Source organism: Acinetobacter sp. 231_lipA (assembly GCF_058243005.1).
The window spans coordinates 1,030,553-1,055,554 of sequence record NZ_JBZAYU010000001.1 but is presented as its reverse complement, the minus strand read 5'-3'; the positions used below and the strand labels follow the sequence as shown (position 1 = coordinate 1,055,554).

The 25,002-nt window shown below is 43.9% G+C and carries 24 protein-coding genes and 3 pseudogenes; 10 read left to right on the top strand and 17 right to left on the bottom strand.

The features are described from left to right. Positions 1–76 precede the first annotated feature (76 nt). Entirely contained in the window at positions 77–1,309 is a 1,233-nt protein-coding gene (gene serA / locus AC4CUX_RS05415; protein ID WP_004691438.1) for a phosphoglycerate dehydrogenase, read from the bottom strand. Positions 1,310–1,673: 364 nt separating this feature from the next. On the opposite strand from serA, the gene AC4CUX_RS05410 reads away from it, so the two are divergent. From AC4CUX_RS05410 to craA, 5 genes and pseudogenes are all read left to right on the top strand, one after another. Then, the gene (locus tag AC4CUX_RS05410) at positions 1,674–3,083 is read left to right on the top strand and encodes an FAD-binding oxidoreductase (RefSeq protein ID WP_004978025.1); all 1,410 of its coding nucleotides are present in this window, start codon (positions 1,674–1,676) and stop codon (positions 3,081–3,083) included. 142 nt (positions 3,084–3,225) lie between these two features. After that, entirely contained in the window at positions 3,226–3,597 is a 372-nt protein-coding gene (locus AC4CUX_RS05405; RefSeq protein ID WP_004978014.1) for a hypothetical protein, read from the top strand. Positions 3,598–3,691: 94 nt separating this feature from the next. Further along, positions 3,692–3,895: pseudogene (locus AC4CUX_RS05400) on the top strand (hypothetical protein); the annotation flags it as partial. Positions 3,896–3,994: 99 nt separating this feature from the next. Beyond that, positions 3,995–4,357 (top strand): pirin-like C-terminal cupin domain-containing protein, encoded by a 363-nt coding sequence (locus tag AC4CUX_RS05395; RefSeq protein WP_005401324.1) that lies wholly within the window; start codon positions 3,995–3,997, stop codon positions 4,355–4,357. 248 nt (positions 4,358–4,605) lie between these two features. Further along, the gene (gene craA / locus AC4CUX_RS05390; RefSeq protein WP_010327630.1) at positions 4,606–5,835 is read left to right on the top strand and encodes a chloramphenicol efflux MFS transporter CraA; all 1,230 of its coding nucleotides are present in this window, start codon (positions 4,606–4,608) and stop codon (positions 5,833–5,835) included. Between the two features lie 117 nt (positions 5,836–5,952). Here craA and AC4CUX_RS05385 read toward each other — a convergent pair whose 3' ends face one another. From AC4CUX_RS05385 to AC4CUX_RS05365, 5 genes are all read right to left on the bottom strand, one after another. Continuing rightward, a complete protein-coding gene (locus AC4CUX_RS05385) occupies positions 5,953–6,252 on the bottom strand; it encodes a DUF3817 domain-containing protein (protein ID WP_004977999.1) in 300 nt (99 codons plus the stop codon). A 114-nt stretch (positions 6,253–6,366) separates the two neighbouring features. After that, positions 6,367–8,517 (bottom strand): YccS family putative transporter, encoded by a 2,151-nt coding sequence (gene yccS / locus AC4CUX_RS05380; RefSeq protein WP_005401321.1) that lies wholly within the window; start codon positions 8,515–8,517, stop codon positions 6,367–6,369. Positions 8,518–8,734: 217 nt separating this feature from the next. Then, a complete protein-coding gene (sodC, locus tag AC4CUX_RS05375) occupies positions 8,735–9,286 on the bottom strand; it encodes a superoxide dismutase family protein (protein WP_005401320.1) in 552 nt (183 codons plus the stop codon). Between the two features lie 145 nt (positions 9,287–9,431). Continuing rightward, complete coding sequence (locus AC4CUX_RS05370; RefSeq protein WP_005401319.1) at positions 9,432–10,553, bottom strand: AI-2E family transporter; 1,122 nt, start codon at positions 10,551–10,553, stop codon at positions 9,432–9,434. A gap of 137 nt (positions 10,554–10,690) precedes the next feature. Further along, a complete protein-coding gene (locus AC4CUX_RS05365) occupies positions 10,691–11,335 on the bottom strand; it encodes a ParA family protein (protein WP_004977991.1) in 645 nt (214 codons plus the stop codon). A gap of 123 nt (positions 11,336–11,458) precedes the next feature. On the opposite strand from AC4CUX_RS05365, the gene AC4CUX_RS05360 reads away from it, so the two are divergent. Continuing rightward, positions 11,459–11,932, top strand: coding sequence for a Holliday junction resolvase-like protein (locus AC4CUX_RS05360; protein ID WP_004691414.1), 474 nt, complete (start codon positions 11,459–11,461; stop codon positions 11,930–11,932). A 65-nt stretch (positions 11,933–11,997) separates the two neighbouring features. Here AC4CUX_RS05360 and AC4CUX_RS05355 read toward each other — a convergent pair whose 3' ends face one another. Beyond that, positions 11,998–12,639 carry a class I SAM-dependent methyltransferase gene (locus tag AC4CUX_RS05355; protein ID WP_004977986.1) on the bottom strand — a complete coding sequence of 214 codons (642 nt, stop codon included), beginning with the start codon at positions 12,637–12,639 and terminating at the stop codon, positions 11,998–12,000. Between the two features lie 175 nt (positions 12,640–12,814). Between AC4CUX_RS05355 and AC4CUX_RS05350 the strand changes: the two genes are divergently transcribed. Continuing rightward, complete coding sequence (locus AC4CUX_RS05350) at positions 12,815–13,375, top strand: hypothetical protein (RefSeq protein WP_004691412.1); 561 nt, start codon at positions 12,815–12,817, stop codon at positions 13,373–13,375. A gap of 218 nt (positions 13,376–13,593) precedes the next feature. Here the strand turns inward: AC4CUX_RS05350 and AC4CUX_RS05345 are convergent, their stop codons facing one another. The 6 genes and pseudogenes from AC4CUX_RS05345 to AC4CUX_RS05320 form a co-directional block, all read right to left on the bottom strand. Beyond that, the gene (locus AC4CUX_RS05345) at positions 13,594–13,926 is read right to left on the bottom strand and encodes a HopJ type III effector protein (RefSeq protein WP_201953761.1); all 333 of its coding nucleotides are present in this window, start codon (positions 13,924–13,926) and stop codon (positions 13,594–13,596) included. Positions 13,927–14,119: 193 nt separating this feature from the next. Continuing rightward, a pseudogene (locus AC4CUX_RS05340) lies at positions 14,120–14,347 on the bottom strand (transposase domain-containing protein); the annotation flags it as partial. 104 nt (positions 14,348–14,451) lie between these two features. After that, the gene (gene ltrA / locus AC4CUX_RS05335; protein ID WP_005167203.1) at positions 14,452–16,113 is read right to left on the bottom strand and encodes a group II intron reverse transcriptase/maturase; all 1,662 of its coding nucleotides are present in this window, start codon (positions 16,111–16,113) and stop codon (positions 14,452–14,454) included. 576 nt (positions 16,114–16,689) lie between these two features. Beyond that, positions 16,690–18,048 (bottom strand): annotated as a pseudogene (locus AC4CUX_RS05330) (IS66-like element ISAba25 family transposase); the annotation flags it as partial. A gap of 74 nt (positions 18,049–18,122) precedes the next feature. Continuing rightward, the gene (gene tnpB, locus AC4CUX_RS05325; RefSeq protein WP_101442324.1) at positions 18,123–18,458 is read right to left on the bottom strand and encodes an IS66 family insertion sequence element accessory protein TnpB; all 336 of its coding nucleotides are present in this window, start codon (positions 18,456–18,458) and stop codon (positions 18,123–18,125) included. Then, positions 18,455–18,838 carry a transposase gene (locus AC4CUX_RS05320; RefSeq protein ID WP_001055585.1) on the bottom strand — a complete coding sequence of 128 codons (384 nt, stop codon included), beginning with the start codon at positions 18,836–18,838 and terminating at the stop codon, positions 18,455–18,457. Before AC4CUX_RS05320 ends, tnpB begins: the two co-directional genes overlap by 4 nt. Positions 18,839–19,158: 320 nt before the next feature. Here AC4CUX_RS05320 and crcB point away from each other — a divergent pair, with 320 nt between their 5' ends. After that, positions 19,159–19,536 (top strand): fluoride efflux transporter CrcB, encoded by a 378-nt coding sequence (gene crcB, locus AC4CUX_RS05315; protein WP_078425480.1) that lies wholly within the window; start codon positions 19,159–19,161, stop codon positions 19,534–19,536. A gap of 121 nt (positions 19,537–19,657) precedes the next feature. Here the strand turns inward: crcB and AC4CUX_RS05310 are convergent, their stop codons facing one another. Beyond that, the gene (locus AC4CUX_RS05310) at positions 19,658–19,912 is read right to left on the bottom strand and encodes a type B 50S ribosomal protein L31 (protein WP_004691406.1); all 255 of its coding nucleotides are present in this window, start codon (positions 19,910–19,912) and stop codon (positions 19,658–19,660) included. Between the two features lie 129 nt (positions 19,913–20,041). Continuing rightward, the gene (locus AC4CUX_RS05305) at positions 20,042–21,340 is read right to left on the bottom strand and encodes an ABC1 kinase family protein (protein WP_004977980.1); all 1,299 of its coding nucleotides are present in this window, start codon (positions 21,338–21,340) and stop codon (positions 20,042–20,044) included. A 192-nt stretch (positions 21,341–21,532) separates the two neighbouring features. Here AC4CUX_RS05305 and AC4CUX_RS05300 point away from each other — a divergent pair, with 192 nt between their 5' ends. Further along, positions 21,533–21,736, top strand: a complete 204-nt coding sequence (locus tag AC4CUX_RS05300; protein ID WP_201952662.1) for a DUF1737 domain-containing protein — start codon at positions 21,533–21,535, stop codon at positions 21,734–21,736. A 59-nt stretch (positions 21,737–21,795) separates the two neighbouring features. Here AC4CUX_RS05300 and AC4CUX_RS05295 read toward each other — a convergent pair whose 3' ends face one another. Continuing rightward, positions 21,796–23,097, bottom strand: a complete 1,302-nt coding sequence (locus tag AC4CUX_RS05295; RefSeq protein ID WP_201953759.1) for an MATE family efflux transporter — start codon at positions 23,095–23,097, stop codon at positions 21,796–21,798. Positions 23,098–23,198: 101 nt separating this feature from the next. Continuing rightward, positions 23,199–23,660, bottom strand: a complete 462-nt coding sequence (locus AC4CUX_RS05290; protein ID WP_058870375.1) for a DMT family transporter — start codon at positions 23,658–23,660, stop codon at positions 23,199–23,201. Positions 23,661–23,784: 124 nt separating this feature from the next. On the opposite strand from AC4CUX_RS05290, the gene hemW reads away from it, so the two are divergent. Then, positions 23,785–24,939, top strand: a complete 1,155-nt coding sequence (hemW, locus tag AC4CUX_RS05285) for a radical SAM family heme chaperone HemW (protein ID WP_201952656.1) — start codon at positions 23,785–23,787, stop codon at positions 24,937–24,939. Positions 24,940–25,002: the final 63 nt, after the last annotated feature.

Sequence of the window (25,002 nt, the reverse complement as noted above, 5' to 3'; positions counted from 1 at the left end):
GCACATAAAATTTTAACAAGTATTCAAAAATAAAAAAACCACAGCTTGGCAGCTGTGGTTTTTAAATAGAGTCGAATTAGAACAATACGCGAACGCGGATTGTGCCTTCAACGTCTTGTAGAGTATCTAAAGCTTCTTGAGATGCTGTTGCGTCTACATCCATCACCAAGTAACCAACATCACCTTTGGTCATGAGAGACTGACCAGAAATGTTGATGCCGTGTTCAGCAAACAAGTTGTTGATTTTTGACAACACGCCTGGCACGTTTTTGTGGATGTGAAGTAAACGGTGTTTGCCTTCGGTCAATGGTAACGCGATTTCTGGGAAGTTCACCGCAGATAAAGTCATGCCTTTATCTGAATAAGAAACGAATTTCTCAGCCACTTCTAAACCAATGTTCGCTTGAGCTTCCATAGTCGAACCACCCACGTGAGGGGTTAAGATCACGTTTGGAATATTACGTAGTGGAGAAATGAACTCTTCACCATTGGCTTTTGGTTCTTTCGGGAACACGTCAACCGCAGCACCAGCAACATGACCTGATTTCAAGGCATCTGCTAAGTCTTCAATCACGACACATGTACCACGTGCAGCATTGATGAAGATTGCACCTTCTTTCATTTGTGCAAATTTTTCTTTGGTCATGAAGTTACGTGTAGAAGGAACATCAGGTACATGCAAAGAAACGACATCAGCATTGGCTAAAAGTTCGTTTAAGCTACCGACTTGACGTGCATTACCTAATGGTAGTTTCGTTACTGTGTCGAAGTAGATCACTTTCATACCTAAGCTTTCAGCAAGGACAGAAAGTTGTGAACCGATTGAACCGTAACCGACAATCCCTAAAGTTTTACCACGAGTTTCGAACGAACCAACAGCTGACTTGTTCCAACCGCCTGCATGTGTATCTGTCGATTTTTCAGGGACACGGCGAAGAAGAAGAATAGCTTCAGCAAGTACAAGTTCAGCCACTGAACGTGTATTTGAGTATGGTGCGTTAAATACTGGAATACCACGAACCATCGCAGCATTTAAGTTCACTTGGTTGGTACCAATACAGAAACAACCAACAGCGATTAATTTATTCGCTGCTTCAAACACTTCTTCAGTGAGTTGTGTACGGGAACGAATACCAATGAAATGTGCATCTTTAATCGCTTCTTTCAACGCTTCACCTTCAAGCGCTGTTTTACGATAATCGATGTTGGTGTATCCGGCAGCATTTAGTGTGTCGATTGCGTTTTGGTGAACGCCTTCTAACAACAAGAAACGAATTTTATCTTTAGGAAGTGAAAGATGTTGGCTCATTACGGCTCCGCTACAAAGGCCAAATTTAGTGGCGATATAATAGCACGTACCGCGCCCGATATACATTTCCTTTATGCGGACTCTGCTGGGTATTTTTAGCCTCTATAGTGCGTAAAAAAGTCTTTTTGGTCTAATTAAACTAATCATTTCAAAGGTATCCTGAATAAAACAGCTTTTTCTGCGGGAAACAGAAAAAATGCCTTATAATATGACTCCGTGAAAATAAGCCAGTTGCACACTGCTGCTTAAATCCTCACGAACTGCCTGAGCCTTAGGGCATGGAAAGACTGAAATGAAGCGCTTTTCATGCAGAGAACCCTAGCGCCACAAACAACTTGTTTACTTCTTGCAAGGTCTGAAAACGATGAATGCTCCAGTCGCTTTAACCCCAGAGTTATTGACCCAATTGACAGCAATTGTAGGTGAAAACCGCATTAAAACCGATGCGGATAGCCTTGAAAATTGGGGACGCGATCATACCAAACATTTTGATCCAAACCCGTCAGTCATCGTTTTTCCATCGAGCACGGAACAAGTGCAAGCGGTTGTGAAACTTGCAAATGAGTTCAATGTTGCCATTACACCATCAGGTGGTCGTACTGGCTTATCTGCCGGTGCAGTCGCTGCCAATGGTGAAATTGTGGTAAGCATGGACAAGATGAACCAAATCTTGGAATTCTTCCCAGCAGACCGTATGGTTCGCGTCCAAGCAGGTGTGGTGACTGAACAGCTGCAAAACTATGCTGAAGAGCAAGGCATGTATTACCCAGTCGATTTTGCTTCTGCGGGCTCGAGTCAAATTGGTGGAAACATTGGCACCAATGCAGGCGGTATTAAAGTCATTAAATATGGCATGACGCGTAACTGGGTACTCGGTTTAACTGTAGTCACGGGTAAGGGTGATGTGCTGCGTTTGAACAAAGGCATGATCAAAAACGCAACCGGTTATGCACTACAACATTTATTCATTGGTGGTGAAGGGACACTAGGCTTAGTGACTGAAGCTGAAATCAAATTGGAACGCCAACCGCAAGACCTTCAAGTAATGGTATTGGGCGTGCCTGACTTTGATGCTGTAATGCCTGTACTTCATGCTTTCCAAGCAAAAATTGACCTGACTGCATTTGAGTTCTTTGGTGAACTGGCAATGCAAAAAGTGTTGGCACATGGTCATGTACAACGTCCATTCGAAACCGAATGTCCATTCTATGTATTGTTAGAATTTGAAGCGCCATTTGAGCCAATTATGGACAAGGCGATGGAAATTTTTGAGCACTGCATGGAACAAGGTTGGGTACTGGATGGCGTGTTGAGCCAAAGCCTCGATCAAGTGGAAAGCTTATGGCGTTTACGTGAAGACATTTCTGAGTCGATTGCTCCATTTACACCATACAAAAACGACATTTCAGTTTTGATTACCCACGTTCCTGCATTTATTAAAGAAATTGATGCGATTGTGGCAAGTAACTACCCAGACTTTGAAATCTGCTGGTTCGGTCATATTGGTGACGGTAATTTACACTTAAATATTTTAAAACCTGCTGACTTAAGCAAAGATGAGTTCTTTGCCAAATGTCAGGTGGTGAATAAATATGTCTTCGAAACTGTGAAAAAATACGACGGCTCAATTTCTGCGGAGCACGGTGTTGGTATGACCAAAAAGCCATACCTTGACTACACCCGTTCAGCAGAAGAAATTGAATATATGAAGGCATTGAAGCAAGTTTTCGATCCAAATGGCATTATGAACCCTGGTAAATTATTCGACCTTTAAGTTTGAATTGAGTTTTAAAAGCGCATCCATCGTGATGCGCTTTTTTTTATGGTTGAAGGGACTGAATTACATTTACTAAATAGTGTAATAGGCTTAAAAAAGGCATGATAGATTGATAAATAATAAATTTTGGGTGGGATTTATGTTGCGTCTTATTTTAGCTTCAGCCGTATGTGTGGGACTTTTGTCAGGTTGTGCGACGACCAAAGAGTTAGTGAATAAAGTCGGTTCGTCAGATACGCCGTTGGCTCAGGTACTTAAAGAGCGTCCAGATTTGCGTAATGAGTTGGCTACGGTTGAAATCCGTCAATACTTTAATACAGTGGAGTCACCGACCGCGGCAGAAGTCAAAGTGACTGAAACAGGGTTGTTAGATGATTCGGTAAAGTCGGTGCGTACCGTGTATAACTTTAAGTTGGTCGATGGCGACTGGGAAAAAACTGCGACGAAAACCTCTTACCAATGTGCGCGCGGTAAAAATACCAAGAACTTCCAAACAGCGAAGTGTTCATAATAAATCTTTGATTTATGGTTGAACTTTAGACAATTTTGCCTCATAAAAAGCGTATCGGTTGATGCGTTTTTTTGCTTTTTGGGGTTTTATAAAAATGAATATTTTGATTGTTGGGAACGGTTTTGATTTGTCGCACTATTTGCCGACGAAGTACGACCATTTTATGGTCGCAATGGAAGCAATAGAAAATTGGGATGTGTTAAAAGGTGACATGAATTTTGATGATCTGTTTGGTGCTTTATATGAGAAAGAAAGCTATTTTTTTGATAAAACAAAAGTAATCTATAAGACTGAAAAGGCTTTGTTGCATAAATATGTAAGCATCTGATTTAAATAAATTTAATTTTGGATCAAAAAATAATCAAAACTTTTAAAATCATATAGTTATGAAATCTTTGTGCAACAAAGCCCCGTGTTGGATGTTCAGCTTACAGCGGGTACGAAAACAGTTTTACCTGTATCGGAAGGTGAGACGACACTGCTGTATATCCGTAGTGGTCGTCTTCAGCTCAATAGCGGAGAAATGATAGAAGCACAGCAGATGGCAGTCATGTCTAATCATGGTGAGCATCTCGAAATACAAGCGGTACAAGACAGCGCTTTTTTATTACTCAGTGGGCAGCCTTTAAATGAACCGATTTATGGACGCGGTTATTTTGTCATGAACACCTTCAACGAAGTTTTACAGGCGTATGAGGACTTAAAACAAGGGCATTTTATTGCGCCTAATACAAAACCAAATGCGACAGATGAAACTTAAAAAAGTAACAATACAAACAGATGCAACACTGCTAAAATAGCTTAACTGAGCTTTGTCAGTGTCACCGCTCAGTCTATTTTAATAACACCTTTTCTAAAAACGCTTTGTGAATACAGCGTAAAACCAGTGTGCATTTCTCGCACCCATACATTTTTTATTCAATTTTACAGTGCTTGCCATTGGGCTTAGTCGTCTCTCCCTCTAACTGACTTTGCTCAGGCTTGTACGCATTTTATATGTAGATAACAATGCAAAACGTACAAACTTTAAAGTTAAGCCGTGCCACATTGATGTTTCCTTTGACATTGGTTTTATTCGAATTTTCGGTCTATATCGGTAACGATTTAGTCCAGCCTGCTATGCTCGCGATTACCCAAGACTTTGGAGTAAGCAGTGCGTGGGCACCATCCTCTATGTCCTTTTACTTACTGGGCGGTGCTTGTGTCGCGTGGCTGCTTGGACCACTCTCAGACCGTTTAGGCCGTAAAAAAGTGTTGCTTGCAGGTGTGGCATTTTTTGTGCTGACTTGCCTCGCGATTTTACTCACTCAAAATATTGAGTCTTTTTTGGCGCTCCGCTTTTTACAAGGCGTGGGACTATCGATGATTTCTGCTGTGGGTTATGCCGCAGTACAGGAAAGTTTTGAAGAGCGTGATGCCATTAAAGTCATGGCACTCATGGCCAATATTTCTCTGCTGGCACCGCTGCTTGGCCCTGTAGTGGGCGCGTTTATGATTGACCATGTGTCATGGCATTGGGGCTTTATTGGCATCGCCTTTTTGGCTTTTTTAAGTTGGTTTGGTTTAAAAGCCAAAATGCCTGCGACACAACAGCGTCATTCTAAAAAGCCGCTGCGCTATATTTGGGATGACTATAAAACGGTCTATAAAAATAAGACCTTTTTGGCGCTCACCTTTGGCCTACCGATGGTCGCGATGCCTTTGATGCTGTGGATTGCGCTGTCGCCTGTGATCTTGGTAGAAGAACTTGGCTTGAGCAGTATGCAATATGGCTTGGCACAGTTCCCCGTCTTGGGCGGTCTCATTCTGGGCAACATTGTATTGATTAAAGTCATCGACAAAATGGCACTCGGTAAAACTGTGTTACTCGGTTTGCCTTTAATGTTCGTCGGTACGCTGTTGGTGGTGCTCGGCACCATTTTCCAAAGCTATTTCTTGCCGTTACTGATTGTGGGGATGACTTTGGTGAGCTTTGGCGAAGGTATCAGTTTTTCGGTGTTATATCGCTTTGCGTTGATGTCATCGGAGGTGTCCAAAGGGACGGTTGCCGCAGCCGTTTCGGTACTGATGATGTTTACGTTTTTCTTCGTGATTGAACTGGTGCGTATGGCTTATGTGGCATTTGGTCTTTGGGCCTACAGTTTGGTCTGCCTCAGTTTAATTGCGTTGTGGTTTAGCTTTCCACGTGCGACCGTGAAAAAAGTGATGCAAAAACGTCTTGAGAGTGGTGTTTACTAAGATTTTATTCGCTGAATTCAGCTAAGTTCACATTATAAAAAAAGCGCGCATTCATTTGAATGGGCGCTTTTTTATTACTGCTTTAAAAAATCCTTTTTAAAGCCAGTTTTTTTAAACTTAGGCTTCAGCTTGCTCTGGTTCCAATTTTTTAATTTTGGCATCAAACACAAAAGGCCCAAAAGGTAAGATTGAAGCGATCAAACCTAAAATAAACATCTTCAAAGACCATTTTTGTTTTTCACAGACCACAAACAGCACGATGAGAAACAAGATAAATAATACGCCATGCCCCATACCCACGTATTTGACTAGGATCGGGTTATCAAAGATGTATTTCATTGGCATCGCAACGAATAACAACAGTAAAAAAGAAATCCCTTCTAAAAATCCTACAACACGTAATGTCTGAATGTTCATGGTCAAAAAATCTATGAGAATGAAGCTCGAGTGTACGCAAGAACCAGATAAAAATGAACCACAATACACCCGTACATCATGACGCTTTTAAAGATCTTCGTTGTATCGTCCGTTTTATTTAATGTCTCGGGCCAGCAGTTCAGTTTTTAACTTCAGCAATTCGGGCAGAGTTTCCAGTAGTAGACTGATTTGTTTGAGGACCAAGTGTAAATTCGGACTCATTGTTTCTTGCGCATTTAGGCTTTTAATCTCTGCCAGTTTTTGCTGGATGTCGAGTTCAGCTAATGCCTGCTGATGGAGCAGTACATGATTCAGCGTATTTTGACACCACAGCATCAGTTCCAACACTTGCGTATCCTGCACCAAATCTCGGTGACTTCCCAAAGCAGAAATATAACTGAGTTGACTGTGGCTATATACCAAGTAGCGAAAAGCATGATGTACCAGTTCTGGGTTGGGATTGGGCTCGGTACTGAGACTGGAGATCATGTTCGCCAGTTCGGTTTGGGCATTATGCGCAGTACGACGCGCACTGCGGTAAGCCAGACTATTATTTTTACCGTGTTGATATTGCTCACAGATGGCATTGAAATAGTTGAGGGTTGCATCGGATGCTTTTTTAATGGTGTTGGAAATATTGCGGAAGTCCCAATCCGGCCAAATAAAACTCACTGCGAACCAAGCAATGGCACAACCAATGAGGGTGTCTATAATTCGCGGTAAAATAATGGCATAACCTGCACCTTTTAAATTAAAAATCAGCAGCACCATGAGTGTTGCCATAAGGGTCGCCATGGCATATTTCTTGGAACTGAGATAGAAAAAGCACACGCCAAAAATAATGGTTAGTAGCAGTTGTCCTTCAATACTTGGGACGAAATACAGCAGTGGAACCCCTAAGACAACGCCCAAAATAGTGCCCAAGGTTCGCATTTTTAAGCGGCTTTTGGTGGCGAAATAACGCATTTGGCAAACAAATAAACTGGTGAGCAAAATCCAATAGCCATGTTGCGCAAAGGGTAGCAGTGAGATGCCATAACCTACAGTAAAGACAAAGGCGATACGCACCGCATGGCGAAACAGTGCGGATTGGGGGGTGAGATGTTGACTGAGTTTGAGCCACAGATCATGCCAATCATGGATATCATCATCATATAAATTGAGGTTATCAATATGCTGTTGATAACGCTGTTCTTGGCGCGATTGTAGTTCGTTGAGGTGCTGAAAACGTTCATGCACACTGTCCAAATTATTTAAAATCAGTTGTAGATTTTTGACTTCAATATTGTGTGGATGATCTCGAATCCAGTCCTGCATGGAACTGTGTAAATTCAGCAACGCCTGAGTGGTCGTTGGATCTGATACATAGGTTTGATTGTTCAAAATACACCGTGCCAAAGCCTGACAGGCAAGGGCTTGCAGTCGAATATTTTTTTGAATACGAAAAATGAGATCAGTTCGGCTAAAGTTTTGATGTAACTGCTCATAGTGCAAATAATTAGAGCTGGCTTGTTCATGAATGTCTTGAACGAGAAAATAGAGGTTGAGCCAATAAATTATATTTTGGTTGGCGCGAGATGCTTTTAGTCGCGTCAGTAGTGAGCTTTTGGTGTGGTTAAAACTTTGTACCACAGTACTGTTTTGTAAGGATAAATCATAGAGCAGCGCTTCTACATTGTCTCGATTGTCTGGGTCGAATAGACGTGCTTTTGCGTTGAGCAAATCGGCGACTTGATTAAAACAGCGGGCTAAGTTGTCCTGAACGGCCAAGGTGGGTTTAAGAATATAAAACACAATGGCGGTACAGCCATACCACAATGCTCCCAAGACAAAACAACTGGGTTGAAAGTACCAAACCGAATATTCACCTAGGCCAAACATGCTGTATAGGGAAAGTAGAATGGTGCCAAAGCTCATCGCTGCATAGCGTTGCCCCAGTGCCCCCAGTAAAATAAAACAAGCACTAGACAGTGATAAATATAAGATGAAGAAGAATTTATAAGGATGCAAAAAATCTAAGATGCTACTGACGCTAAAGAACAAGACACAGACATAGGCAAGGTTTCTGAGACGAATACTGAGCCGATCGTCGAAGTCGGTCAGGGCTGTTGCAATTGCACCTAATGTGGTCGGAACGATGAGCTGTTGCAGTCCTAAGAAATATAAACCTAAGGTTGTACCACTCAGCACAATCAAAATTTGCAAGCAATACATAAAAATTGCATTGGACTGAAAGGACTGAAACCACTGACGAAGATTGTTCACGATGTAATAGTCTAGGCTTAGTTTTATTTTAGTTTTAGCCTGAACTTTTTTCAGGGCACTGTCAATTTAATGCTGTGGTCCATCACATCAGAAATTCACCTATGACAATAAAAATGCAGCGGAACATGACTCCGCTGCATTGTGTGTATAAGTCGAAACTTATCCACAGATACGAGGTCAGAACACTACTTTATTCACAGTGCACGGGGCGATAGAGTTACTTAATCACGCCACAGGCGATACGGTCACCGCCACCGCCAAGTGGTTTAGGGGTATCTGAATAGTTATCACCACCTGCATGTACCATTACGGCTAAGCCTTCAACGTCGGCTAAACTTAAGCGAGGAGCGAGTAAATTGACTTTTGCATTACCTGCTGAGTCGACATTCAAGATTGGTAAATCACCCATATGGCCATTGAGTGGTGTGCCGTGGTTTGGCGCTTTTTCTGGGTTAAAGTGTCCCCCAGCGGCTAAAGCAGCCACAGGTTTTCCTTCTTTTTCAGCTACATCACACGAACCTTTTTCATGGATATGAAAACCGTGTGGGCCGGGTGGAAGTTGAGTCAAATTGGTTTGAATCGCCAAACCAACAGGGCTATCAATAAAACGAATGGTGCCAATTTTTTGTCCCACACCTGCAGTTGAAACGGCGTGTACATCGACATCTTTAACCATCGTATTGGTTTCAGTGGGAGTAGTGGTGCATGCCACAGTCCCTAAACCGATTAAAGTCACAAGTGCGCTTAGTTTGAAAGCAGAAGACAACATGTTGGATCCTTTTTTCCTTAAAATTCAGAACCATTCAAACAAAGGCAGGGCTTCGGTTCAATGTTGTCCGTACAGCGTTTTTGTATCTGACATAAAAAAACGCATACTTTAGAGGAAAGCATGCGCTCAAGTCATTTCACTGAACTTATTTTTTGGGCGTATCTAAAGGCTCTTCAGGTGGATCATAAGCCAATGTCGCTTTCGGCATCATTAGGGGGTCATGGACTTGTTCATGTAGCCATTCTCGCCAAATGGCTAACAGTACCGCTAGAATCACGGGGCCGACAAATAAGCCGACCATACCAAAGCTGGCTAAACCACCCAATACACCAAACATGATCAGTAAGAATGGAATTTGCGTTGCACCTGAGATCACCAATGGGCGAATCACATTGTCTGCTGTGCTGACCACACAAACCCCCCACACCATCACTCCAATCGCTTCAATAGTCTGCCCTTGAGAGAATAACCATAAAGACACGGCGCTATATGCCACAGGTGGGCCAAAAGGAATGAGTGCAAAGATAAAGGTTACAATGGTCAGTACCATTGGGTTTGGGACACCAGCAACAAAATAGCTCAGGCCTGCCAAGAGTGCTTGCGCAATTGCAGTCAGGCCAACTCCATAGACCACAGCACGCGTGGTTTCGGAAATGGTGTCTAAATAGTGGTGGATACGTGGGCCAATCACCATTTCTAGCGCTTTACTGACCTGATTTAAAATGGTTTGTCCGTCACGATAGAAGAAGAATAACGACATCACCGCAAAACAGAGTTTAAAAATATTTTTACTGATTTCACTCAGCACCAAACGACCATAATTTAAATGGCTTTGAAACCAGCCTGAGACATTTTGTACAATACTGTTCGGATCGGTGTTGATTTCTTTTAAAGTACGGGTGACTTCTTTACCAATAATGGGCAAGTCCCGAATAAATTGCGGAACATCTAAATGACCTGAGAATACTTGTCTTTGTAGTTCATAAAACAGATTACGGCCTTCATGTTGCAGCATAAAAATGGCAAAGGTCAGCGGGATACCGACAACTAACACCACCATACTGATCATGATGGTGGCGCTTAAGGTTGGACGCGGTCCACAGAGTTTCTGTACTGAGTGATATAAAGGCCAAGTGATGTAGGCAATAATCGCAGCCCAAAGCACAGGTACAATAAAGTATTTCAGGACTTGAAAGCTCAAATAGAACAGAATAAAAATCAGTCCAAATAACAATACTTTTTGTAAGGCTGGTGCGTATCGTTGCACGGTATTCACTGCTATATCTCTAAGGTCAAAGTCATATTAACTGAAAAAAATGCGCACGAGAACGTACCCTTGGTAAGTTCTCGTGAATAACCGACTATAAATAGGGAATAGCCCCGTTTTATCTATAGCAAAATATTTTAGAACCAAGCACTTGGGTCATCGACAATGGCGTTGAGCAGCGGTTGCCATTGGCTTTGAATGGAGAGGTAATTCTTTTGTGTTTTATCAAATACACTTAAACCTTGCATTGCCAATTGGCCATATGCGGTACGTTCTGAAATCCATGCTACAGGTTGCTGTTCAATTTTCGCAAAAAAATCTTGGATGTCTTTGGCACTGGCGCTGTTGGCTTTGACCCGATTGGCCAAAAGCAAAATTTGCACTTTGCCTTTACGAATACGTTTAATGTCTTGTAAATGCTTTAAAAAACGACGGGTACTGTCAATATCAAAAAACGAGGGTTGCAGTGGCGTCACAATCGCATGCGCTTCACTGACCAGCTGTTCGGCATGCTCACCAGACAGCGCACCCGGCGCATCGATAATTAAATATTCAATGTTTTTAGGCACTTCACCAATCGATTTCTCATGGCGCCAATCTAGACTTTGAATATGCGCCACTTGCTCTGGACGCTGTTTTAACCACTGACGAGCAGATTTTTGATTATCGGCATCGGCCAAAGCCACTTTATAACCTTTTTGTGCGAGTGCCGAAGCTAAATTGATTGCGGTTATCGTTTTGCCACAGCCACCTTTTTGGTTGGCGATTAATATCGTTTTCATGACCTTAAATGATTTTATTCTGCTCACCCCTAGCATATCATTCTTTTGTGTGTCGCATATGACACCAAACCAAAGTTGTAAGTTTAAATCTTGCTACCTGTAGCACAAAATTAGGAAAGAACCATGTCCATATGGATGGCAATGTTGATCGGTGCAGCAATTGGTGTGGTCTTGACCACCCTTATTTTAAGTCACAGCCGAAATGGACGCATCAAAGCAGAATATGAGCGCTACATTGCCGAATTAGAACTAGAGCATCAGCAGGCTTTGGCTCAAGCACAAAAGCGCAGTGTCAATACCAGTCGTGCAGTGCTCAAAGGTAAAATGGCGGAGCAACTGGCACCGATTATGCCCCAGTTTGAATACTTACCTAGTGATGCTAAATTTTTGGGTGATCCTGTCGACTATGTGGTCTTTGATGGTTATACCGACCTGCGTGATGGTGAGGGAAGAGCAGAAGATATTGAAATTGTTCTCATTGATATTAAAAGCGGTGGGGCGAGGTTAACCAAAGGACAAGTTGCCATTGCGCAAGCGATTCAAGCAGGGCGGGTTCGTTTTGAAACGGTCCGCATCGACTTTGATACGATTGAATAAGCTTGATAATGTCTACCCATGAAAGTATCTTGCTTGATATAGAGCAGATGCTTTCTACATGACTTTCATGACCCATCGCTTGAATGAGGCTTTTGAGCGCGTGCAAAAAACATCAGCTGTCCGAGTTTCGGAATACCTTCGGCATAAAAGTAGTGCTGTTCTATCATATTAAATCCTGCTGCTTTTAAGGCCTGTTCAATGTTTCGATTGAGATGGCAGCCATCGGCTAAACGCTTTTGCACAGGCGTGAGTAAGTGTTGTAGGCACTGAATATAAAGGTTATTTGTATTTAATACGTGCTCCACCACATGTAAGGTGCCACCCGGTTTGAGCACGCGTAATATTTCCGCCAAAGCCTGTTCTAACTCAGCAATACTACACAGTGTCCATGTACTGACCACATGCTCAAGGCTCTGGTCAGCAAAAGGCAGCTTTTCCGCACGGGCTTGTACATGATGCACTTCAAATGCTGCTGCTTGTACCCGATCTAAAGCCAAATGATAAATCTCTGGACTGGGTTCAAGGGCAAAGACAGTATCGACATTTTGATAAAAGGGTAGATTCAGTCCTGTACCAAAACCAATTTCCAATACCTCTCCCTGAATCGGCAAAAGCAGTTCGCGGCGCTTGTCCATTAAGCTTGGTACTTGCATGACCTGATTCAGGACATGCGGAAAGATGTGTTGTTGATAGTATTTATAAAGCATGTTTGTTTTTTGGGGCTCTGTTCTTCAGCTCTAGCCTAACTGAAAAGTACTGTGGCTCAAAGTAGACTGCATAATTCGTTCACAATGTTACTAAGTTCATAAGCTTCTTTTCAGGAAAGTGGACTAAGATGAAATTGGTTCATATTTTCCTAGGTCGATTGGAATGAGGTTTGCAATGAAATCTAAATTTATCCTGCTCGGTTTACTCAGCAGTTTGCTGTTGCCCATCAGTGCAAGTGCCACTGTAGATTACAACATTGCCAAAGGTTTAGCGCCGACCTCTAAAGATCAATCGATTTCGGTATTGAAACCGTTTAAAGGTGATTTTCGAATTTTAGGTTCTAAAATGTATTCGGATGATGCACAAGCGAAATTCTCCCCGATTGACTACGCCGTGAGTTGGGGCTTGTTTGCTGAACCTGAAATTGCACGCCATATTACCGTGAATCAATACGACCGTTATCTCAACTGGAAAATTGATCGTTTGCCTGTGCCTGCCGAGCAAGCCATGCAAATGGTGTCAAATATGCACATCATTCCAGCCAACCCTGAAATTGCTAAACAAATTAAACACGTGAAACGTGGTGATTTGGTTCGTTTAAAAGGTGAGTTGGTTGAAATTAAAGACAAAGATATGGTCTGGACCTCATCCTTAACCCCGACCGATACTGGGGATGGTGCGTGTGAAGTATTTCGGGTCAGCTCAATTCAATGGATCGAACGGGTAAAGGGGTAATGTGGAAGTAGCGCTTAGTTACTTCATCGTGCTGTTTTAATGTTTTCTAGGCGATTAATAGCCATATGAAGTCTTGATCCACGTGAAACCTATTTATCAAATCTGTGGATGCTTATAGGTGTATCAATGTTAATAGTGTTTATAAATATCTGATAATAAAATTAATCTTGTATTGTTCGAAAACCACGTTCAAGTTGCTTGAACGTGGTTTTTTATCTTTATTTTGCAGTTAATGCCGTACCGTCAAACTCAATACCGTCCCATCCATTCAACATAAACTGACGAATATTTTGATGATCTGTTGCATCAGGTGTCGCTAAAACAGAAGCATAGTGTTCTGCAAATAGGCTTAAAGTTTGCGCTTGATCGAGATCTTGAAGTTGTGCAAACGAAAACACTTTTGCGCTACCTTGGTTTTCAGTTGCCGCATTGTGCTGCAAACCATTTTTAAAAGCAGTTGGTGTATGTGTATAAGAAGCTTCAATGAATGCCAGTACATCTGAAAATTTTACTTCGCCCGCTGCAAGCTGAGCCAATAGTACCTGTGCCATGCGTCTATTTCCGACTAAATTTATTTCCATATCATACCCAAAAAGTGTGCTCTTGTGAGTTTTTGCCTGTGAGAAAACCTTCTGTTTTGCATGAAGAACGAGTGCTAGTGATTTTGGGAATCTATGTTGTATTGGTCATAGAGCACACTAGGGTGAAGTAAAGTAAGCGTCCGCTGAATCCCATACCTATTTTTTAATTCGATTTAGGTTTCCAGCAGTGCGGCAGCAATTCTTCAATTTGGGTCACTTTGTGTGTCGGTAACCTTTTCAGCACATCACTTAAATAGGCATACGGATCCAAGCCATTCAGCTTTGCTGACTGGATTAAAGTCATGATGTTTGCCGCTCGCTGACCACTGCGCAGCGAACCTGCAAACAGCCAGTTCTTGCGTCCCAACGCCCAGGGACGCATCTGATTGTCGGGTAGTCAGACGCAGTTACCTACGTCCAACCCCCTAAGAACCGTGCATGCGAGTTTCCCAGCACACGGCTCAAGCCTCTGCTAAGGCGCCATTCGGCACCCGGTTATACATCGTTGACATTGGCAAACTGAACACTCCTCGGACAATACAGATGGTAAATCTCAAGATTAGCAACTGCATCCGTTCCACCATGACTTAGCTTCACAATATGACGGCTGTGCCATGGTGTATCTTTGGTGACTGGTTTAAGACAGGCGCAGCAGCGACCACCTTGTTTTAGCCACACCCGATACAGCTTGGCTCGCCCCTTTGCGGAGACCAGCATTCTTTTACCCCATCGGGATTCGAAGTACTCATCCCATGCGGGGTCATGAGGGTTAGCAGCAGCCTTGATCTTGATATGTCGCACAATTGGCGTGTCCGAGGCAGACACTAATGTGTATTGTCGCTTCCGACCATCGGCGGACTGTTCATCACATGAGAACACCCATCGACGCGCTCCTTGTACTTTGAAATACCGATCTTTGACCCATCGGAGTGTCTTGCGAGGGTGGCGACGTACAGCCCATCGCCAGAGCATTTCCCACACTGCGTTGTCTACCTGGTTGAAAACCTTCTTGGCAACGACATGACTGTGATAGTTGGCCCAACCCCTTAGAATCGGGTTGAGCAAACCGATCAAAGTGGCCTGTCGTGTCGCTTTGTTTGCATTGATTAATGCTCGCAGCTTGTCAAGATGAGCGCTGATGTTTGCCTTTGACGGCTTGATCAGTAGCTTGCCGTTGTACTTACGTACGTTCCAGCCAAGAAAATCGAACCCGTTCCCTATGTGCGTGATTTTGGTCTTTTCCTGAGAGAGCACGAGACCGCGCTGCGCCAGAAATTCAACCACGGCAGGACGAACTTCATTTTCGAGCCACTCTTTAGAATACCCCGTGATGATGAAATCATCCGCATACCGTACCAGTTGCAGCTTTTTGCCTGTCCATTTGGCGTTAGAGAACCTCTTCGCCAGCATCGTTTCCAGTCCGTCCAAGGTCATGTTGGCCAGCACCGGGGAGATAATACCTCCTTGCGGTGTTCCGGAAAGACTGGGAAACAGCTTGCTTTGGTAGACGTAACCGGCTTTGAGCCATTTCCGTAGAATCACCTTGTCCATTGGAAGGTTGGCGATCATCCAGTCATGGCTGATATTGTCGAAACAGCCTTGAATGTCACCCTCTAGCACCCACTCCGCACTTACTTTTCTTGACAGCACACCAAAGCACTGTGCTGCAGCATCCGCGGTTGAGCGTTGCGGTCTGAACCCATAAGAGTTCCGATCAGCGATGGTCTCCGCGATGGGTTCCAAAGCCAGCAGATGGAGCGCCTGCATGGCCCGGCATTTCATCGTGGGTATCCCAAGAGGTCTCATCTTGCCATTTTTCTTCGGAATAAGGACTCTCCGAAGCGGAAGGGGCGTGTAACCTCGCCTCTTCAACGACATCATCGCACCGGTCTTGGCCTTGGGTGTATTCCAAGTCACCTTGTCGACCCCAGCCGTGTTTTTGCCTTTGTTTTCAGACACTCGTTTGACGGCCAATGCTTTGCCACTAAACGAGTGAGTCAGCAGCCATTGCAAAGCTTTCGCCTTGTTATGCCTGCCGTCTTGTACCGCCTTCACAATACGCGCTTGCAGCCCTCTGACATGACGCTGTACAGCAATCCAATCGATGCTGTCCCACGATGTGCTGGAAGGTGCACACGCTGATACTGCTGCATTCATTTGCTCTCCCTCCATTAAAAGGGTTCTACACACTCTCTTGTGATGAGAGACCATAAGGACGTCAGCCCGCTTTCGCGTGGGGTAATGTTTCAACCTCTATCCAACCCATTACAGACTGGCATTCGCTTTTTCCTCGTTCCTTCGCCCGCATCACCATGGGCAGTTTTTGCAAACTGCTTTCCCAATGGGAGTAATACGGGATTTCCACGTTCCGCTTACTGAAGTACATCGGCTTAGGTGCCTGCTATCGACCGGGAGGCGTATGGGTCACGAATGCGTAGTCGAAAGACGCAATTCCCACCTCCATTACCGTTTTGGTTCGAGCGTATCAGCCATTTCCGCTCGTTCAACTTAACGATCGTTACGCAGATTCACATGTGTTCACCATACCGATTATCTAGCCCTTGTCCGGCTATGGCTGCCAGAAGGGTACGCCTCTCACGATTGATACCCCGCACCTTGCGGTGCCTCGTTACATTGTTGAAGGCGCTCTTTATTCAGCCTTCTAGATTCACCCGGTGACACGGGTGGTTCCCGCAGGGGGGAACAACTTCATTAAGCGACTTCGTGTCGCACCTCTACCCAATTGTTGCATATCGGTAGATTGCCATCATCCAGATAGCGGCTTAAGGCTGGCCAACGCTTCAGAGTGTAATTGATAGCCTTGGCGGTGGGAGAACTCGATGGCACTGTCAGATGATGTTGGTTGAGCCATTCATATAGTTGTTGCATCACTGGTTGACTATGCTGTTGTCGGTATTCGCGGCGGTCTTCCGCTGTACCATCGGTCTTTTTCCTGAGTTCTGCTTCTATCGCATACAGTTTCTGAATCAGCACTAAGGCCTGTTCAGCAACCTGACTTTTCCCAGTTACATGCAGTTCATGGAATTTACGACGTGCATGGGCCATGCACCCTACCTCAATCACCTGGCCTGATTTAAAACGTGCTTTATAACCACTGTAATCATCACAGACTAGATAGCCCTGCCAGCCTTTCAAGAACTCTTCAGCATGCTGGCCTGAACGACTATCCTGAAAGTCATAGATCACCGCCTGAACTGGATTATACTGTGTGGTGGCATAGGCCCAGACATAACCTTTCTTCGGTTTTTTATTATTCTCACCCATCCGCATGATGGTGACCGGTGTTTCATCTGCATGCAGCACCCGCTGTTGCAGCACCACCTCTTTTAAGGCATTGGCCAGAGGTTCCAGTTCTACACCGCAGCGACCTATCCAGTCAGATAAAGTGGATCTGGACAGATCAATGCCAGCCCGCTGATAGATCAGGCGCTGACGGTACAGCGGCAAATGATCGGCATACTTCGATACCAGCACATGGCTGAGCAATTCAGGTGAAGCAATGCCTTTATCAATCACATAGGCGGGCATCGCTTGCTGAGTCAGAGTGTCACACTGATCACAGACCCATTTACCACGCACATGCTGTTCCTTATAGAACTGTGCCGGTCTGAAATGCAGTTTTTCACTGACATCTTCGCCGATACGACGGAGTTGGCAGCCACAAGCACATTGGGTTGATGCAGGTTCATGCTCAATACGGATGGTGTGTAGATGATCTGGCAGTGGTCGACGTTTAGGTTTATTGGTTTTGGCTTTCTGTGTCGCTGCATTGGTTTTATCTGCATTTAGCCGTTCCAGTTCTAGATCAACCGCGGCAATATCTTCTTCAACCGCTTCATCCCACAGATGGATTTGTTTTGCCGTTAAGTGTTCATTCCTTTGGGCGAATTTGTGCTTTTTAAACAGCGCCAGTTCATGCTCGTATTTTTGATTGAGAATAGAAAGATGTTGAACTTTGGCATCCAATTGTTGGTTTGATTGTGCTAGAGACTGATGCTGCAGCGCCAACTGCCTGGTGAATTCCAGCAGTTGTTCATGGGTCAGTTGGCTTAAGTCAGGCAGCGTATTCATGACCGCAGTATGCCTGAGGTCATGAGAAGAATGAAATAGAACGTTTGGAGAATAGCAGAATGGAACAGCCTGGTTTAAAGCATCGTCACCACCTGCTGTCGTCCAATGCGCTGCCAGGGCAAACCTTGGATTAATGCCTGTAACTGTTCCGGGCTGAGGGCCACGGTTTCACCTTGGTGAACTTGAGCCCAGTGAAATTTGCCCTGTTCCAGCCGCCGGGCACACAGCCAGATGCCCAATCCATCATGTACCAGCACTTTCATGCGATGGCCACGTTTATTACAGAACAGGTAAGCACAATGCGGTTTGATGTAGCCAAAGGCTCTCACCACCTGAGCCATGGCCGTATCCATACCTGCACGCATGTCCATGGGCTGAGTAGACAACCAGATTTCATCAATGCGGATCATGTTGCAAGTGCCTTGAGTAATTCTGCCAAGGCAGGTATTTCTGATGTCTGCCATTTTAGCTGAATATCATTATTCGTATGAGGCACGGTGATACACAACGTGATCCTCTCATCAATAGGTTGGCTGATTGCAGCAGTGTAAGGCAAAGCAATAAATGCTGGATTCACATGAGTAGGATCCTGCACGGCACCCTCATGATGGCTGAAGATCCTGATCCAACGACTGACAAGGTTGGCATTAATACTATGTTGCAGTGCGACCGAAGCGATCGAGGTATTAGGATTTTTGCAGGCATTGACAATACTGAGTTTGAATTCTTTGCTGTATTTTCGGCGTTTTTTAGCAACAGGAGGTGTTGCTGAATATATATCCATGTTCATGGATTAAGTCCCCACTTGTTTTTAGGTGGGAACTAAATTAAGGCTTATAGGATCGCTTGGTAAGGCTGTGTTAGCCGGATGCTTACGAAGTAAAGATATTCGGCGATGCTAGGTTTAATATCCCATGTAAAGCATGTGTGAGTTTGAATGCTAGTGTTCACTTTTGAGAGTGAGACAATAAGATATGTAGGGATCAACAACCGATGTTGAAAAACCTTGAAGTGCGAGGATTGATTCAGGTTTAATAGCATTATAGTTGATGAACTGTGGATAACTTCGGACTTATCCATACCGCATTTTGTAAAGAATAGGATAGGTCAATGAATTGGATCTTGGTGGCAATGGGGGGCGGAATAGGTGCCTGTTTACGCTACGGTGCAGGATTATGGTTGTTTAAACCGAGTATGAGTTTTCCATGGCCGACATGGTGGATCAACATCATCGGTTGTTTTGCTGCGGGTATTTTCTTTGCATTCAGCCAGAAGTTTCCAGTACTGCAACAAGAAGCACGTTTATTTTTGATGGTGGGCATACTGGGCGGTTTTACGACATTTTCTAGTTTTGGCCTCGAAACTTTTCAGTTATTTAGACAGGGGCAAACAGTCCTGGCTTTGAGTTACGTCCTGTCGAGCTTAGTAGTGGGTGTCATCGTGCTTGGGATCGGATTTTATCTGTTGGATAGTGTGCTTAAACATTAAGAAAAAAGCTGGTCAAAATAGGAACCAGAAAAGAATACATAAAAAAGAAGCCTAAGCTGGAGGAGGTCTTAGGCTTCTTGATATCTTTACTATAACGCGTATAGCTTAAAGAAAAATGAAATTATTGTGAGCGTTTGAAACGCGCGAAACGTTTATTGAAGCTTGCAACACGACCTTCATTACTGGTTTGACGTTGTTCACCGGTATAAAACGGATGTGAAGCACTTGAGATATCTAAACTGACGTAAGGATAAGTCTTGCCTTCATACTCACGAGTTTGATGACTTTGTAAGGTACTGCCGATCACGAAAAACGCGTCGGCATTGGTGTCGTGGAACAGAACTTCACGATACTCTGGATGAATATTGGCACGCATAGACTTCTCCTTAAATGTGTTATTTTGAAATGTTATAATATAACAACAAGGAAGTCAAAATAAACCCCGTGACTTTATGTAACTGGGTTTATTGAGTTGTAGCGATTTTATCGTGCCCGCAGTCTTTATTTAGGCAGGAGGTGGCACCAACTCTTCAAATAGATCATTGAGGTTGTCGTGTACTTTGAGATGAATCAGGTTCCAATAATGTCCTGAGACTGTTCGATTGACCATTAGTGTATCGGGTGAGGGTTTAAACACATCCCAGTATTTTAGCGATGGTTTGACCAGTTCAATGCCATCATGATGCGCTGAGTTTTCGGCAAAGTCATACAAAGTGGTCAGTGGACGCATGAGCACCTCTAACCATGCTTCATACAGTTCGGCAGGGAACTTGCCTTGCTCAGACATAGAGTGTAAAGCAGTCAATTGCTGTTCCATAGCCAAGATATCACTGTCGCGCGCTGCTTGAATCAGCTGCTTAAAATGCATCACGATTTCAGTCGATAGGGTTTTGACACCGCCGTAGTCATATACGATCACGCTACCATCTTCACGAAAGGCAAAGTTGCCCGGGTGGGGGTCGCAGTGAAAGCGTTTTAGAAAGAAAATCTCACGACCAATGGCACGGAATAAACGACGGCCCAGTTCATTGCGCGTTTCTTGTGACCATGTACTGGCAGTTTCAATACTTTCGCCGTGCTCTAAGCTTAAGGTCAAAATATGGCGGCTTGAATAGTCTTTGTAGACTTGAGGAATAATAATTTTAGGGTCTAAAGCTTGATGAAAGGTGCGTGCGACCTCTAAGTTTTGGGCTTCTATTTGATAGTTTAGCTCATTGTCCAAACTGTCCTGAATTTCTTTAAAGAGTTGATCTTGCAGCTTACGGTCAATTTTAAGTACACCCATTAGGCGTAGCGCTAAACGGACTTGTTTTAAGTCGCTTTCACAGGCCTCTTCTACACCCGGATATTGAACTTTAACCACAACTTGCTCACCACTCGGTAAAGTGGCTTTATGCACTTGACCAATGGAGGCTGCGGCAAAGGGTTGTTCATCAAAAGAGGTAAAAATTTGATTGAGCGGTTTGCCGAGTTCTTTTTCAACTTGAGCTTTGATCTCTTGAAAAGGCATCGCAGGCGCTTGTCGTTGTAATTTACTAATTGCACGTGCCACTTCAGGCGGAAAAATGTCTTTGTATTGAGATGCAATTTGCCCGACTTTCATCACGGCACCTTTCATTTCACCTAAGGTGTCTGCAATTTGAAGTCCAATGTCCTGAAAAAGCTGACTGCGCGCCGCATTTTTTTTATCTTCATCGGCATTGAAGTTTTTAATTGAATTGGTCACAGTCTTGGTTGCGATACTTGCCGTCATGCTGGCAAGTTTCATAAAGCGACGACCGGGCGTACGAGTCGTATTTGCCATGCGATATTCCTCGGGGCATCTCATTACATCTCAGATTTGATCATAGGCGACAAATGCAAAACTGCCTACTTTAAATTGTTAAGCTGATGTTTCTATTTAAATAATAGTGGTCAATTGAGTGAATTGCACACAGGATGTCTCTGCATTTAAAAATCGCGTTACACTGTGCGAATAATTTTGAGTATGAAATAAATGAAAGTTTATCGTTATTTTACAGGCAAGGACGATGTGCATTTTTGCGCGCGCGTCACCAAAGCACTGAATGAAGGCTATAGTCTGTATGGTTCACCCACCATGACCTTTAATGGTAGTGAGGTGATCGTTGGGCAGGTGGTGGTTAAAGACGTTGAGGATGAGAGTGAAGTACCACAAGGCCTGAAAGACGCTTTGGCATAGCAGTAGAACAGTTAGAATAGGAAGAAACGGCCTCCTTCCTATTCAATGCCATGCATAACTTATGGATAGTCATGACTGAGGCGTTTATTGTTGTTATAAAGACGGAGCAAGAGCAGGGCACACGCCACGCTTAAACCGACAATCAGTCCAATCCAAACACCTGCTGCACCTATGTTGGTGTAGCGCGCTAAATAGATACTGACTGGGAAAGCAACGATCCAATAGGCAACCATGGTAATCCACATTGGGCCTTTGGTATCTTGCATGCCGCGTAAACAGCCTGCGGCACTAATTTGCCAAGCATCCATCAGTTGGTATGCGAGTGCGAACAGCAGTAAATACATCGCAACTTCCGATACTTCATGATCCGAGGTATAAATCGCCACAATTTCAGGACGAAACAGCGCAATCAGCAGCATGGTCATCAGCGCCAAAACCGTGCCTGTAGCCAGTCCAAGCTTTTGTACCTTGCGCATAGCGATCCAGTTTTTTTCACCATAGTAAGTCCCGACACGAATGGTTAGGGCGATGGCAAGGGACATCGGAATCATAAACAACTGAGAGGTGACCGACATTGCAATCTGATGCGCTGCCACAATGGTTTCACCCAATGGACTGAGAATAATCGCAGCGGTACTAAAAATACTGACTTCGAAGAAAATCGCTAAGCCAATGGGTAAACCAAGTTTTAAAATGCGTTCGATCCAATAGCGATCCATCTTCTCCCAAGTACTAAACACTTGAGTTTTTTGATATGCCGAAGCTTTAAAAATATAAGTGGCCAAGGTGAAAAACATGATCCACTGTAAAATTGCAGTGGCAAATCCACAGCCTGCTGAACCGAGCGCTGGAATCGGGCCGAAACCATACATAAAGACAAAGTTCAGGGGAACCAAAAGGACCAAGGCGGCTAAGCTAATCACAGTGACAGGGCGAGGGTGACCAAGTGCCTCAGAATATCCACGCAGTGCTGCATACATAGTCACCGCAGGCATGCCAAAGCCAATGGCATGTAAAAATAGGCTGGCTTTAGGTAGTAAGTTTGCAGGTACACCCATGAGTGGCAGTAAGAGCGGCATGCTTTGTAAAATTAAACCCGCAATGCTTCCCAAAATAAAGGCCACCCACAGGGATTGACGAGCAATAGTGGCGATTTTTTCAGGGGTGCGTGCGCCATTGGCTTCTGCCACCAACGGCGTTGTCGCAATCATGATGCCACTGAATAGCAACATCACTGGTATCCATAAACCGACACCGACGGCAATTGAGGCTAAATCGGTAGGGGATAAATGCCCCGCCATGATGGTATCAATTAACCCGAGACCCGCTTGAGAAAACTGCGTGATCAGGATGGGCAGCATTAACACCAATAACTTTTTTAATTCGAAACGATGGGACGTGATTTTATTTGTAGTCGACACAAAAATTACTCATATTCATCATGTGCTTGGTCTAAATAAATTCAGCGTTGTAAAGTGAGAAGCACACCAATAAAAATTACGACGCCACCAAGTAAACGCTGCCAATTTACAGGCGTTTTTTCGGTACCAAGTAGACCATAGTGGTCAAAAATCACGGAGGTCAGGATTTGTCCAAAAATAACCAAACCTGAAAACGTGAGAAAGCCTAATTTAGGCGCAGTATAGATGCTTATACTGATGGCATAAACCCCTAAGCAGCCACCGAGCCATAAGTACCAAGGAATATTGGAAAAATCATGTAACTGTGGTTTGTCGACGGGTTGGACTACAACCAAAAGTGCTAAAACGCAGGTTCCAATGAAGAAGGATAACAATGCGGCTTGTAGTGGAGAGTAAAAATATTCTCTGAGCTGTGTATTCAGCGCCGTTTGAAAAGTCATAGCAATGCCAATACCAAAGGCCAGTGGTAGCATAAACAGCAAGTGGCTTGATATTTTCATCATTTTAAACCATTCATTCTACTTGTCTTTTTATCAGTCTAATCCAAATAGATTCAGATTTCATAAGTGTCTTGATGCAGTCATGTTAAAATATGCAAGATTACCGCTGTGCTTTAGAGTCTCTTCCTTGACTGATTTACATCCTGCAAATATTCCGTTGTCTTTATATATTCACATGCCGTGGTGTGTGCGTAAGTGTCCCTATTGCGATTTTAACTCGCATGCGGTGCCAGATGGCAAGTTGTCTTTAGATTTAGAGCAAGAATATTTACATGCTTTGGTCGAGGACTTTAAAACTCAGCTTGAGTTTGCTCAAGGGCGTCACATTCATAGTGTGTTCATTGGCGGCGGAACACCGTCTTTGATTTCAGCGCAAGGGTATCAATGGTTATTTGCCCAGTTAAAAGCACTACTGCCTTTTGAGGTGGATTGTGAAATTACCTTAGAAGCCAATCCTGGTACAGTCGAACATGATCCTTTTGCCGATTATTTGGCGGTTGGTATCAATCGGTTATCGATAGGGGTTCAAAGCTTTAATACTGAACATTTAACCAAGTTGGGACGAATTCACAGTAACGCCGATGCGATTTCTGCGATTGGCCTTGCGCGTGATGCAGGTTTTAAACGTATTAATGTCGACCTGATGCATGGTTTACCTGAACAGACTTTAGAGCAAGCTCTACTGGATTTGAAGCTTGCCGTGGACAATGGTGCAACCCATATTTCATGGTATCAACTCACGATTGAACCGAATACCGTATTCTTTAGAACCAAGCCTGTCTTACCTGTGGACGATGTGCTTGAAGAGATTCAAGCCCAAGGTGAAGCTTATTTAAAAGCGCAGGGTTTTATCAATTATGAAGTTTCGGCATGGCGTAAAGAGCAGCCTTCCGCGCATAATTTGAATTACTGGCAGTTTGGCGACTATTTAGCGATAGGTGCAGGTGCACATGCCAAAGTGACCCAGCCAGATGGGGTCTATCGGTTCCAGAAAACTCGTTTACCCAAAGACTATTTGGCTAAAGTCCCTGCGGAGCATGTGCAGTTTAAGCGCATTGAAGCCGACGAACTTCCATTTGAGTTTATGATGAATGCTTTGCGTTTAAATGATGGGGTAGCAGCTGAATATTATGCACAGCGGACAGGTTTGAATTTGGATCGTTTGGTTGAAACTTTGGACTCACTACGCAGTCGGAAATTAATGGTAGATGATACCACGCGCTTAGCATGTACCGAGCAAGGGCATGTGTTTTTAAACTCAGTGTTGGAAGAATTTATCTAAGTTTTATAAAGCCATGATTGTATGAGTTGCCATCATGGCTTTGAATTTGGCTTGAAAGCGATA